At 56.3% G+C, this 13,213-nt stretch carries 10 protein-coding genes and 3 tRNA genes; 2 read left to right on the top strand and 11 right to left on the bottom strand.

What is annotated here, in order from left to right:
• Nucleotides 1-102 precede the first annotated feature (102 nt).
• The 3 genes from HF327_RS20355 to HF327_RS20345 form a co-directional block, all read right to left on the bottom strand.
• The gene (locus HF327_RS20355) at nt 103-1,491 is read right to left on the bottom strand and encodes a sodium:proton antiporter (protein WP_198462206.1); all 1,389 of its coding nucleotides are present in this window, start codon (nt 1,489-1,491) and stop codon (nt 103-105) included.
• 124 nt (nt 1,492-1,615) lie between these two features.
• Nucleotides 1,616-2,878, bottom strand: a complete 1,263-nt coding sequence (gene pncB / locus HF327_RS20350) for a nicotinate phosphoribosyltransferase (protein ID WP_198462189.1) — start codon at nt 2,876-2,878, stop codon at nt 1,616-1,618.
• Nucleotides 2,879-3,108: 230 nt separating this feature from the next.
• Complete coding sequence (locus tag HF327_RS20345) at nt 3,109-3,588, bottom strand: acyl-CoA thioesterase (RefSeq protein ID WP_198462188.1); 480 nt, start codon at nt 3,586-3,588, stop codon at nt 3,109-3,111.
• Nucleotides 3,589-3,960: 372 nt separating this feature from the next.
• On the opposite strand from HF327_RS20345, the gene HF327_RS20340 reads away from it, so the two are divergent.
• Entirely contained in the window at nt 3,961-4,509 is a 549-nt protein-coding gene (locus HF327_RS20340; RefSeq protein ID WP_198462187.1) for a phasin family protein, read from the top strand.
• 258 nt (nt 4,510-4,767) lie between these two features.
• Nucleotides 4,768-5,526 (top strand): 3-hydroxyacyl-CoA dehydrogenase, encoded by a 759-nt coding sequence (locus HF327_RS20335; RefSeq protein WP_198462186.1) that lies wholly within the window; start codon nt 4,768-4,770, stop codon nt 5,524-5,526.
• Between the two features lie 114 nt (nt 5,527-5,640).
• On the opposite strand, the gene HF327_RS20330 is transcribed toward HF327_RS20335, so the two are convergent.
• The 8 genes from HF327_RS20330 to HF327_RS20295 form a co-directional block, all read right to left on the bottom strand.
• A tRNA-Asp gene (locus HF327_RS20330) sits at nt 5,641-5,717 on the bottom strand.
• A 47-nt stretch (nt 5,718-5,764) separates the two neighbouring features.
• Nucleotides 5,765-5,840 (bottom strand) — tRNA-Glu (locus tag HF327_RS20325).
• Between the two features lie 46 nt (nt 5,841-5,886).
• Nucleotides 5,887-5,962 (bottom strand) — tRNA-Ala (locus tag HF327_RS20320).
• A gap of 148 nt (nt 5,963-6,110) precedes the next feature.
• Nucleotides 6,111-6,446 (bottom strand): P-II family nitrogen regulator, encoded by a 336-nt coding sequence (locus HF327_RS20315; RefSeq protein ID WP_198462185.1) that lies wholly within the window; start codon nt 6,444-6,446, stop codon nt 6,111-6,113.
• A gap of 143 nt (nt 6,447-6,589) precedes the next feature.
• Nucleotides 6,590-9,679, bottom strand: coding sequence for an efflux RND transporter permease subunit (locus HF327_RS20310; RefSeq protein WP_198462184.1), 3,090 nt, complete (start codon nt 9,677-9,679; stop codon nt 6,590-6,592).
• 4 nt (nt 9,680-9,683) lie between these two features.
• On the bottom strand, nt 9,684-10,892 hold the full coding sequence (locus tag HF327_RS20305; protein ID WP_198462183.1) for an efflux RND transporter periplasmic adaptor subunit: 1,209 nt from the start codon (nt 10,890-10,892) through the stop codon (nt 9,684-9,686).
• Nucleotides 10,893-10,938: 46 nt separating this feature from the next.
• The gene (locus tag HF327_RS20300) at nt 10,939-12,204 is read right to left on the bottom strand and encodes a TolC family protein (protein ID WP_236024318.1); all 1,266 of its coding nucleotides are present in this window, start codon (nt 12,202-12,204) and stop codon (nt 10,939-10,941) included.
• 319 nt (nt 12,205-12,523) lie between these two features.
• Complete coding sequence (locus tag HF327_RS20295; RefSeq protein WP_198462181.1) at nt 12,524-12,937, bottom strand: hypothetical protein; 414 nt, start codon at nt 12,935-12,937, stop codon at nt 12,524-12,526.
• Nucleotides 12,938-13,213 lie beyond the last annotated feature (276 nt).

Genomic DNA, 13,213 nt, shown 5'->3' with positions numbered 1-13,213 from the left:
ATCTATTTTGAAAGCGTCGCCCACCTTAGGCGCACTTCATATGCGGGACATTCAGCAAGGGCCGCCCCACAGCGGGGGTGCCATCGCCCTTTAGGGAGGCAGTCACTTAAACCAGATCAGCGTCATCAGCACCAGCAGGGGCACCAGAATGCAGACCGACCAGATCATGTAACCAAAAAACCCGGGCATCTTCACGCCGCGATCTTCTGCAATAGCCTTGACCATCAAGTTGGGCGCGTTGCCAATGTAAGTATTGGCACCCATGAAAACAGCACCTGCCGAGATAGCTGCCAGTGTGAGCGCCATATCGGTCATCAGATGCGCAGGGTCACCACCTGCCGTGTTGAAGAACACCAGATAGGTGGGCGCGTTATCCAAGAAGGACGACAGCACACCTGTGGCCCAGAAGTACATGGCGGGGTTAGGCGTACCGTCCCCATTGGTCACAGCACGCACAACAGCGCCAAACGGGCCATCCACACCGGCCTTGAGCATGGCAATAACAGGAATGATGGTCAGGAAAATACCCGCAAACAGCTTGGCCACTTCCTGCATCGGTCCCCAGCCAAAATCATTGGCCTGATGCACACAAGCAGGCGTGATCTTGAGGGACAGCAGAGCCACCACAATCAAACCCACATCGCGCACCAGACCGGGCAGCCCCACATGGGTGCCAGCTATGTCAAAGCCCACAGGCGTGCGCCAGATGCCACTGATCAGCACCAGCGCCACCACCCCGCCCAGCAGCACAAAGTTCATACGTCCATCAAAGCCGAGACGGCTTTGCGCCCCCGTCACATCCACGCTGGGAGTCGGGTCAGGCAAGTCGGCTTCACCCTTTTCACCCATCAATTTGTGGTCAATCACATAAAAGATCGCCAGCAGCGCCAGCGTGAGGAACAGCATGGGCTGCCAGATATGGCGCACCGTCCAGAAGAAGTCCACACCCTTCAAAAAGCCCAGAAACAAGGGTGGATCACCCAGCGGCGTGAGTGCGCCGCCGGCGTTGGAGACGATGAAGATGAAGAACACCACCACATGCGCCTGGTGACGACGGTTGTCGTTGGCGCGCAGCAAAGGGCGAATCAGCAGCATGGAGGCTCCCGTCGTGCCCATAAAGCTGGCCAGCACCGCACCAATGGCGAGAATGGCGGTGTTCAGCCCCGGCGAGCCACGCAAATTGCCACGCACGTAAATGCCGCCAGCCACGGCGTAGAGCGCAGTGAGCAAAATGACAAAGGGCAGGTATTCCGCCAGCAAGGCATGCACCAGATTAACGCTGGCGGCCCCCATGCCGTAGACCAGCGCAAAGGGCAGCAGAAAGGCCAGCGCCCAGCCAGCGGTGACCTTGCCAAAGTGGTGGTGCCAGAAACGTGGAGCCACCAGCGGCAAGAGAGCAATCGACAGCAGCATGCCCACAAACGGAATGCCCCAGGCCACAGACATAGCCGCGCCATCCACCTCTGCGGCTTGCACGGCACCTGCGGCCATTGCCAGCGCCGTTGACGCGGTGACTTTCGCGATATTGATCCAAAATTTACGGTTCAAACGCCCATCCTCCGTTATCTGTCTTGCGATGGGCGGCCTACGCTCGCCCATCGTTTCTTAATTTATTTCAGGCCTGCTGCATCGGCAGCATGGTCTGCACAGCGTCTGGTGGCTCAATGCTGAACACCTGACGCAGATAGGCCAGATATTTTTCGTCATCGCACATGCTTTTGCCCGGTGTGTCCGAGAGCTTGGCCACCGGCTGACCATTGCAGCGCGTCATCTTGATCACGATCTGCAGCGGCACATGCTCAGGCGCGCTGCCCAGATCATTGGTCAGGTTGGTACCGATACCGAAAGCCAACTGGCAACGGCCATTGAAGCGCTTGAACAGCTCAATGGTTTTCGGAATCGTCAGCCCATCACTGAAGATCAGCACCTTGCTCAACGGATCAATTTTGTTGGCCTTGTAATGCGCAATCAGGCGCTCACCCCAGTCAAACGGATCCCCGCTGTCATGGCGCGCCCCATCAAACAGCTTGCAGAAATACAAATCAAAGTCACGCAGAAAGGCGGACATGCCGTAGACATCAGACAGCGCAATGCCCAGATCCCCGCGATATTCACGCGCCCAGGATTCAAAACCAAAAATCTGGCTATCACGCAGACGCGGACCCAGTGACTGGCAGGCCTGCAGATACTCGTGGGCCAGAGTGCCCAGCGGTATCAGGCCCAGCTTCATCGCATACAGCACATTGCTGGTTCCCGCCAGTTGCCCCTTGCGCTGAGCATTGCCGGCCCCGGCGATGCGTGAGCCCGCATGACCGAGCCTTGCGCACAGCACACGCAGAACCTCTTCATGCCAGGCCTTGGAGAAGCGGCGGCGCGTGCCGTAATCGGCAATTTTGAGCGATTCAAGCCCCGGCCCTTGGAGCAGCTCAATCTTCTCATCCAGACGCTTGCGCCCTTCCAGAAAATTAGGCACGGGCTGGGTATTGCGGAAGTACACCTCGTTGACGATGGCCAGCACCGGAATCTCAAAAAGAATCGTGTGCAGCCACGGGCCCTTGATGCTGATGTCAATCTCGCCAGTGGGCAGCGGCGTGACGGTGATGTATTTGTCGTTGAGCTGAAACAGGCTCAAAAAGTCCACGAAATCGCTTTTGATAAAGCGCAGAGAACTCAAGTAGGCCAGCTCCGCATCCTGAAAGCGCAGCTTGCACAGCGAGCGGATTTCTTCACGGATTTCATTGACATAGGGAGCCAGTTGCACGCCGGGGTTGCGGCACTTGAAGCGGTACTCCACCTGTGCGCCCGGGAACTGATGCAGCACCACCTGCATCATCGTGAATTTGTACAGGTCGGTATCTAGCAGGCTGGTGATGATCATGGACGACGGTGGGCCTGGCGGTCCGTTCAGTCATGGAACAAGGCTGGCCCAAAGCGCATGCAGCGCCAGCCTCAACAAAGGTTTCCGAGTGTAGGCGATTCCACACTCTGCGCCCTGCTCAGCGCCATAACCGCCTCGCCTTTACTGAGACTGGGGGCGAACTTTGATTCATTGAGTACAAATCAGACTCAAGCCCTTTATGTAAAAGCGCAAGCAGCTATCAAATTCTTCTATGTATGACGATCAGCTCGCCTCAGCAAAGGCTCTAGTGCCACGCGCAAAGCAGCGGGCAACGGCGCAGGTCGACGCGTCTGTCGGTCTACATAGACATGAACAAAATGCCCCGCCGCTGCGGACTGCGCCTCACCCCGCGCAAACAGCCCCACCTCATAGCGCACGCTGGAGCTACCGAGATGCGCCACGCGAATGCCCGCCTCGACCTGTTGCGGAAAGGCCAGCGAAGCAAAGTAATTGCACTGAGTCTCTATCACCAGCCCAATCGTCTGTCCCGCATGAATATCCAGTGCGCCCTGCTCGATCAAATAAGCGTTCACCGCCGTATCAAACCAGCTGTAGTAAATGACGTTGTTGACATGGCCATAAACGTCGTTATCTGACCAGCGCGTGCTGATTTCACGAAAAACGGCATAGGAATAACGTGCCTGCGGCATGGCTCGTGCGGGTTGGGCAGCGGTGTGTGATGCAGTCATTGCGCCATTGTGCAAACCTGTCTCAACACCGCCAGCACCACGGCGACAGTGCCTGCTTTCACCCTGAGTCAGTCCTTACCAAGCACTTTCACCCACGTCTTGCTCAATGCACAAAAAGCACGTATGTCTATTTTTGCGTCAGTTATCAGACATAACAAAGTTTTTAAAAATCAAATACTTACAAAAACAAAAGAGTCATTCATTTATTTGCTGCAACGCAACAATTAATGCTTGCATTGCCCAAAAAACTCTTTCACAATGCACCCATGCTGCACTGCAACATACAACTAGTTAACCACTAGCGATCATGTCAGAGCAGACGTTTACTCCGGTCCGATGCCCTTGTTAGTTTCGTAATTTTGGAGAATTGCTATGTCCCTGACCCCTGACCAAATCCTGAGCGCACAAAAAGCCCACCTCGAAACCCTGTTCGGCCTGACGAGCAAAGCGTTTGAAGGTGTGGAAAAGCTGGTGGAACTGAACGTTACTGCTTCCCGTGCAGCTCTGAGCGAAGCCGCTCAGCACACACAAGCCGTCCTGAATGTGAAAGATGCTCAGTCCCTGCTGACTCTGCAAACCAGCATCCTCCAGCCTCTGGCTGAAAAGACAGCCTCCTACAACCGCCACCTGTACGACATCGCCAGCAACACTGCCAGCGAGTTCAACAAGGCGCTGGAAGTTCAGTCCGCCGAAGCCCGCAAGAACTTCAACTCCCTGCTGGACACCACCACTCAAAACGCCCCCGCAGGTTCTGAATCTGCTGTGGCACTGGTCAAGAGCGCCGTCTCTGCCGCCAACAACGCTTTCGAGTCCGTGCAAAAGGCTGTCAAGCAAGCCTCCGACATGGCTGAAGCCAACTTCAACGCTGCTTCCAAGACAGCCACTGAAGCCGTCAAATCGACAGTCGCAGTCAAGCGCTAAAAACATGGTTATTCACATGCCTGGCAATTTTCAAGGGTTTACCCTATAATTACCAGCATGTCAGGTCAGCGCCTTTAAGGATGCTGATCCGCACAAGTTGTCTCCTTGGATCCTCCTGAAACCCCCGTTTCACGGATCCCTTCAAAGCCCAGTCTTCATGATTGGGCTTTTTTTTATGCGTGCTTTCCGCAATTCGAACTCTGCCAGCCTTCTGCACAATTGACGTTTACGTCAACGTCATATTAAAGGGGACAATTCATGCAAATTCAGGATCGTGTGTTTATCGTGACTGGCGGCGCATCAGGTTTAGGCGAAGGCTCTGCGCGCATGCTGGCGGCCAACGGCGGCAAAGTCGTCATTGCCGACATGAATGCAGAGCGCGGCGAGGCCGTGGCCAAGGAGATCGGCGGCGACTATCTGCGCTGCGATGTCAGTAACGAAGCCGATGGCCAGGCCGTGGTGGAAAAAGCCACCCGTCTTGGCAAGCTGGTCGGCCTGGTCAATTGCGCCGGTATCGCACCCGCCGAAAAAACGGTGGGGAAAAATGGTCCACACAACCTTGCCACCTACACCAAAACCATCATGGTCAACCTGGTTGGCAGCTTCAACATGATTCGCCTGGCTGCAGATGCCATGAGCAAAAACGAGCCAGAAACCACGGGTGAACGCGGCGTGCTGATCTCAACCGCCAGCGTGGCTGCCTATGACGGACAAATTGGCCAAGCAGCCTATGCCGCATCCAAAGGCGGCGTCGTGGGCATGACCTTACCCATTGCCCGTGACCTGGCACGCAGCGGCATTCGCAATATGACGATTGCCCCCGGTATCTTCGGCACCCCCATGCTGTTCACCATGCCGCAAGAAGTGCAAGATGCGCTGGCCGCAAGCGTGCCCTTCCCCAGCCGCTTGGGCAAACCCGAGGATTACGCCAAGCTGGTCAAGCACATTCTTGAAAACGACATGCTCAACGGTGAAGTGATTCGCCTAGATGGCGCTATTCGCATGGGTCCCAAATAAAGCGACACCAGCCACCCCATCGCTCAAAAGCCTCCTTGCGAGGCTTTTGCATGCATTGAGTTTTCAGACAAGAAAAAAGCCGCAACCAATTTCTTGATTGCGGCTTTTTAAATCTGGCGGAGTGGACGGGACTCGAACCCGCGACCCCCGGCGTGACAGGCCGGTATTCTAACCAACTGAACTACCACTCCTGGCAGGAAGCTTCGCTATTTTTCAATAGCTACCAGCGCTTCAAACTTGGCGACCCTACGGGGATTCGAACCCCGGTACCTACCGTGAAAGGGTAGTGTCCTAGGCCTCTAGACGATAGGGTCAATCCTAGAACGATTCTGATTTTTCAATCAGCCGTCAATAACTTTTTGGTGGAGGTAAACGGGATCGAACCGATGACCTCTTGCATGCCATGCAAGCGCTCTCCCAGCTGAGCTATACCCCCTTGAGCAAAGAAACAGTGTTTTTCTGCTGCAATGCAAAAATTGTAGCACAGGCTTTTTACTGTCTCTAGGAAAACGTTCAACAATTTACCGTGAACATAAAAAAGGGATGCAACAAGCATCCCTTTTCGCCTCAGCACATCAAGCGCATTAGCTCACGGCGCCGCCATCACGAATACGGTGCATTTCTCCAATGTCTACTGTCCAGACCAGACCATCACCGATCTGTCCGGTGCGGCAAGCCATGACAATGGCTTCGCGAATCGGCTCCACCATGGGCTCATCCACGATGACGCAGACCATGAGCTTGTCCGAAAAGTCGGTCAACTCATCCTTGACGGTGCGCTTGTCCACCGCAGCCGGGGCTGTAAAGCCCTCCGCCTTGAAAATGGTCACGCCGGGGAAGTTAGGAATAGCACGCAGCGCAGTGCGCAGGCGCTCTAAGCGACTGGGCCTCACAATGGCCCGGATTTCCTTCATCGCCATAGTTTCACTCTCCTTTTAAGTATTCACGCGTCAAAACTGACGCTCCTCACGCAAGAAACAGCAAGCAAGGGTGCTCCCTCGATAAGCTGCTGCCCCCTCCTCAAAGAGAGGTGGGGGAAGGCGCAAAGCGCCTCAGGAGGTACTTAAGCCTCAGTCGGCTTCTCATCAAACCAGCGGTACAGCGTAGGCAGTACCACCAGCGTCAGCAGAGTCGAGGTAATCAGACCACCGATCACCACAATCGCCAATGGGCGCTGGACTTCAGAACCAGGACCTGTCGCAAACAGGAACGGCACCAGGCCCAGCAATGCGACGGTCGCAGTCATCATCACCGGGCGGAATCGCTGAATACAGCCTTCACGCACGGCTTGCGCCACATCCAGCCCGTCCTGTCGCAGCTGGCGAATGCTGGAGACCAGCACCACGCCGTTAAGCACCGCAATACCCCATAGAGCAATAAAGCCCACAGAGGCTGGCACGCTCACGTATTCACCTGTGACAAACAAACCAATCAGGCCACCAATCGATGCGAATGGCAGCACCAGAATGATCAGGCTTGCGATCTTGATGGAGTTGAACAACAGGAATAGCAGGAAGAAGATGGCCACGATGGTCAACGGCACGATCACCTGCAGCGTACCCATGGCGCGCTCCATGTTCTCGAACTGGCCACCGAACTTGAAGTAGTAGCCATCAGGCAACTTGACTTCCTTCTCGAGACGCTGCTCGACCTCGGCCACAAAACCTGCCAGGTCACGCCCTTCGACGTTCGCCCCCACCACCACGCGGCGCTTGCCACCTTCGCGGCTGATCTGCGCAGGGCCGTCCACCAGCTCAATCTTGGCCAGACTACTCAGCGGCACTTGAGCGCCAGCGGAGGTTGTCAACAACGTTGCACCAATCGCCTGAGCCGAGCCACGATAGACCTCGGGGAAGCGCACGACCACTGAGTAGCGACGCTCACCTTCATACAACGTGGTCACATCCTTGCCGCCAATAGCGGACTCCAGAACACTCTGCACATCGGCCACGTTGAGGCCATGGCGGGCGATTGCCTTGCGGTCAATATCCACCGTCAAAGCCTGCTGACCCGACAGACGCTCAACACGGATATCCGTGCTACCAGAGACGCTTTTCAGAATACGCGCCACTTGCTCGGAGACATCTTTGAGCTCATTCAGCTCGTCGCCAAACACCTTGATGGCCAGCTGCGAACGTACACCCGTCACCATTTCATCCACGCGCTCAGAAATAGGCTGCGACAGCACAATCTGTACACCTGGAATCTTGGACAGACGCTGACGAATCTCTTCATCGATCTCATCCTGAGTGCGCTCGGAGTCGGGGTCCAGCAGCACGATAGGGTCAGACTCGTTAGGGCCGGCAGGATCCGCAGGCGATTCGCCGCGACCCAGCTTGGACACCACGGACTTCACCCCCTTCACCTGTGCCACTTCCTTCATGGCTGCCATTTCCATGCGGATGGATTCATCCAGAGAAATGCTTGGCACGCGGTTAATCTGGGGCGTCAAGGCGCCTTCCTTCATGGTGGGCATGAAAGACTTGCCCAGCAGGGGAAACAAACCCAGCGAGCCGATGAGCAGAGCCACCGCCACAGCCAGAGTCAGGCGATTGCGTGCGGTAGCAGCATCGAGCAGATTCAGGTAGTGACGCTTGAGGAAACCAATCAATTTGGTATCGTGGTCCGCACCGCCCTTGAGGAAGTACGAGCACAACACAGGCGACAGGAACAGCGACACGACCAGCGAAATCGCCAGAGCCATGGCAATGGTCAGCGCCAGCGGGCCGAACATCTTGCCTTCAATGCCTTGCAGCGTCATCAGCGGCAAGAACACCAAAATAATGATGGCGATACCAAAGATGGTGGGCGTAGCCACTTCCACCGTGGCAGACAGCACAGTGCGAATGCGCTCACCGCGCGAATCGCCAGCCTGCCCCAGCTTGTGGAAGACGTTTTCAACCACCACCACGGTCGCATCCACCATCAGGCCAATGGCGATGGCCAACCCTCCCAGCGACATCAAGTTGGCCGAGATGCCGTACTTGTTCATCATGATGAAGGTCGTGAGCGGCGTAATGATCAGCGTCGCCACAACGATCAGGCTGGAGCGCACATCGCCCAGGAAGACAAACAGCACGATCACCACCAGGAAGATGCCTTCAATCAGCACCTTGCCCACGGTCCACAAAGCCGAATCCACCAGATCGGTACGGTCGTAGTAAGAAACGATCTGCAAGCCGCCGGGCAGCATGCCCTTGGTGTTGATCTCATCCACGCGTTCTTTCACGCGGGTCACCACCTCCTTGGCATTGCCGCCGCGCATCATCAGCACAATGCCGGAAACGCCTTCGGTATAACCACCCTTGATGATGGCACCCTGGCGCACTTCAGCATCAATCTGCACCTTGGCCACATCACGCACATAGACAGGCACCCCACCCTGCTCCTTGAGCACGATGTTGCCAATATCTTCCAGCGAGCGGATCATGCCCACGCCGCGGATCAGATACTGCTCTGTCACCTGCGGCAAAATGCCGCCGCTGGCATTGGCGTTGTTATCCGCCACGGCCTGAACGACCTGACGCACGGTCAAATCATAGTGACGCAGACGACCGGGATCGACCAGCACCTGATACTGCTTGACGTAACCACCCTGAGAGTTAATTTCCGCCACACCAGGAATGGAGCGAAGCAGCGGACGCGCCACCCAGTCCTGAATGGTCCGGCGCTCGGTCAACTCTTCCTGAGTCAGCGCACGCTCACCATCATCGGGGTGGTCCAGCGTGTACTGGTAGACCTCACCCAGACCGGTAGACACAGGGCCCAGAACCGGCACGATACCTTCAGGCATACGCGGTGTGACTTCAATCAGGCGCTCTGTCACCAACTGGCGTGCGAAGTAAACATCCGTCGCTTCAGTAAATACCAGCGTAATGATGGACAGACCGCTCTTGTTAAGCGAGCGCATCTCAGCCAGACCAGGCAAGCCCGTCATGGCGATTTCGAGAGGCACAGTCACAAAACGCTCAATTTCTTCGGGAGAGCGTCCGGGCGCTTCGGTGGCAACCTGCACTTGCACATTGGTCACATCGGGGAAGGCATCCACCGACAGATTCATGGCAGCACGCAGGCCAAATCCACAGACAACCAGCGCCAGCACAATCACCACCAGCCGCTGCGATAGCGCGGCACGAATCATGGAGGCAATCATGGGCTTACTCCAGCTCAGCGCGCTTGCGCTCGTTGTTCAGGTGGAAAGCACCTTCAATCACGATCTGCGTGCCTTCGCTCAGGCCCTTGATAACAGGTCGCAAATCACCGCTGGCAGCACCAAGCTCCACTGGCGTCAGGCGATAGTGGTTCTCAGCCTTTTTCACGTAAACGTGATCCTTGTCGTTCTCACGCACCACGGCCAAAGCAGGTATAGCCAGCGTCTTTTCCATCGCACCCTGAATCTTCATCGTGGCCAGCATCTGCGGCTTGAGCGCCAGATCCTTGTTGTCGACCTGAGTACGAATCGTCACTGTTCGGGTCTCGGGCGACACGGTATCGCCCACATAGATGATCTTGCCGGCAATCGTTGCTTCCTCAACCGTCAGGCCCAGCGCAGGCACATCAATCTGCACGTTCTGGCCCGTCTTCACGCTTCGCGCGATTTGCTCAGGCAACGCTCCCACCACCCAGACGCTGGACAGATCTGCCACCGTGAACAAAGGATCACCGGGCTGCGCCACCTGCCCCTGGCTGATCTGGCGCTCAATCACGATGCCGGAAGCGGAGGCTGTAATAGCGGCGTTGGGGGCCACACTGCCTTTCACGCGCAGACTCGTCAACGCATCAGATGACAGGCCCATCAGCTTGAGCTGGTCACCCGCCGCACGCAGCTCAGCGCGAGCGATCTGCACTTCAGACTCGCGGCGCTGCAGTTCGGCAGAACCAATCACATCCGCCGCAATCAGTTGACGCGCACGCTCAGCAGAGCGCTCGGCCAGGGTCGCGGTGGCGCTGGCGCGCATATAGGCCAGCTGGGCGGTGGTCAGCTCAGGGCTGGCCACACGCGCCAAGGTCTGCCCCAGCTTCACGCGGTCACCGGTTTCGGCCAGCACATCCGTCACGCGACCGGTCACTGCGGCACCGATACGGGTCACCTTGCGTTCATTGGCTTCGATACGCCCGGAAATCTCCAGCACAGACGCCACGTCAGACTGGGTCACAGCGGCCGTCTTGAAGCTCGTCGCCATCTCGGCAGAGACTTTGACTTCCATAGGGTCCAACTCAGCCTGCGTAGTGGCAGCTGCCACAGCGGCAGCCGCTGATTCATCTTTGCCACAAGCCGTCAAAGTCAGCGTGGCAAGTCCAGCCAATGCCAGTGCCAGAACCAGAGAGACAGGACGATTCGTCCTGGATTGATGATGAGAAGACATATAGCGAATTCAAAAAATACGAAAACGGGGTCTTAGCTTTGAGTAATCAAAGCGCGGAAGGCTCGGCGTAACGGCCAGCCAGAAAATCCAGTTCAATCCGTGCGGACTGCAGCTGATAGCGCGCTTCCAGCAAATCGGCACGCACAGCACGCAGCACGCGCTGGGCATCCAGCACATCCAGAATTCCACGCTCGCCATAGCGGTAGGCTGCTTCAGCCACACGCAACGCTGACTCCGCTTCACGCACCGAGCCTTCGCCCAGCGCCTTGGTGCGAACCTTGGCCATCTCCATGACCCTTTCGGCCTGGAGCATTTGCTGCTCAAGCTCTGCCTTGCGGCCTTCCATACGCAGACGGGCACGCTCCACCTCAGATGCAGCCTCGTCAATCGGGCCACGTCGCTGGTCGAACAAAGGAATCTGCATACTCACACCCACGGTGTTGTTGCGAATATCAGGCTCGCGCGTCTGCGCATAGCGCAGCTCAAGCCCGGGCCAGCGACTGGCCTTGGCACCTTGCTTCTGGGCTTCAGCCTTGTCCACCTCTGACTGCAACTGAAGCAACTCGGGGTGCGCTTGCCAGTTAATGCCGTTCAATTGAGCCTTCGCCACAGGATCTTGCAGCGACAGTGCAAGGTCAAAACGCTGAGGCAATTGCCCCGCCGCCATGCGGTTGAGCGTGAGCTGAGACTGCTCTGCCATCAATTTGGCCGTTTGCTCTTGCTGGCGTGCATTGATGAGCTCGGCATCGGCCTTGATGATTTCGTAACGCGCAGCCTCCCCACTGGAGACCCGAACACGCACACGCTCATGCGCCTGCTCCAGCAGCTTGACAGCGTCATAAGCGGCCTGAGCCTGAGCCTGACGCAACACGACTTCATACGCCTTGAGCTTGACCTGTGCCACCAGTGCATTACGAGATGCCGCAATCTGATGCACAGAAGCCCGCTGACCCGCCTGCGCAGCCTCAATACGGGCATTACGCACCGAAGGCATCTCAATGGGCACAGAAACGCTCATGCTCTGCACATTACCCGGTGTGGCCGATGCCATTAGCGCCTTGTTATCGCCACGACTCCATTCCAGCTTAGGGTTAGGCAAAGCACCTGCGCTGACCACCGCAGCCTGAGCTGTAACGCTCGACTGCTGCACGGAACGCAGCTCAGGATTATTGTCCAGCACGGTCTGCACCAGCTGCGTCAGTGACAGTTGAGGCTGAGCCTTATCTGAAACAGTGCTGCTGATCTGTGGCGCGCTAGAGCTGGAGGTCTGCGCATGTGCAGACAGTGCTGCAGCAACACAGATTCCCAGCATGGCTGTACGTTTGAGACGCAGTTTAGGTGTGGCTTTGGCCGGTAGGTACGCCGGCACTATCGATCTATTGAACATAGAACACAGCTGCCTTCTTGAGGGCAGATAAAGTGAGAAAAGGGTAGAAAGCCCGCTGATACACACGGCATTCGCCACGCGTGATGCGAGATCAAGTGCACCTGTGCAGGTGAAGCCAACCTTTGAAATGCCTCAGAACCATGCTCAAAAGACAGATACATTCCTGCCTCTCAAGGCAGAATCAAAGGGCAGCAGTATCGATCGGCGATATAGCCCAGCGCAAAAGCAATAACGCGTTATTGCGTCAGGCGCGCTGGAGCTTGCCTGCCAACGGCAGGCTCATACTTGGCGGACGTAGCATGCTGTCAGGCCAAGGAGAAGTGGGGTGCACCATATGCCCCTGTGGAGGCACCCAGAGATGAGCCACCCCGACAGCTACGGCTTCGGGTGGGCCAAACAATTCATTGCGATCATCCTGCGCTGTGTTGAGTTCAGCAGTGCGGTGAGGTCGATGGATGGAATACTCCAACGCATCGTCTTCCACATCCTCTTCAAACTCCTGCAGCACATCCACGCCGTACTCATGTGGCTCGGTTTCCAGCACATAAGCCAGAGCCACCACATCTTGCGTGCCAGCAGGCCAAATAGCGGCGAGCTGCACTCCAAGGATGGAGGCAAACATCAGCAGCGACAGCAAGAAAGAAAACGCCGGACGCATGAATCAGAAGAAGAGTGTCAGAAGTTAACGAGAAGATAGATGACGACCATCAGAAGCAATTCCTAATGGTGACTAGATGGTGTACTGCACAGCAACAAAAGTTCCCGTATTGAAAACTTTTGTTAGCAGTTGCAAGTGGGTAAACCATAGCGTATCGCCATAGCATTTGCATGACAAGGGTATCTTGCTAGGAAATCAGGAGTCCAAAACTTTTTTCAAAAGCGAAAACCCAAGAAAAAAGCCGCAACCAATTTCTTGATTGCGGCTTTTAAAATC

It is taken from the genome of Comamonas suwonensis (genome assembly GCF_012844455.2).
Lineage (GTDB): Bacteria > Pseudomonadota > Gammaproteobacteria > Burkholderiales > Burkholderiaceae_C > Comamonas > Comamonas suwonensis.
The sequence above is the reverse complement of the archived record's forward strand: the minus strand, read 5'-3'. Positions and strand labels throughout refer to the sequence as shown.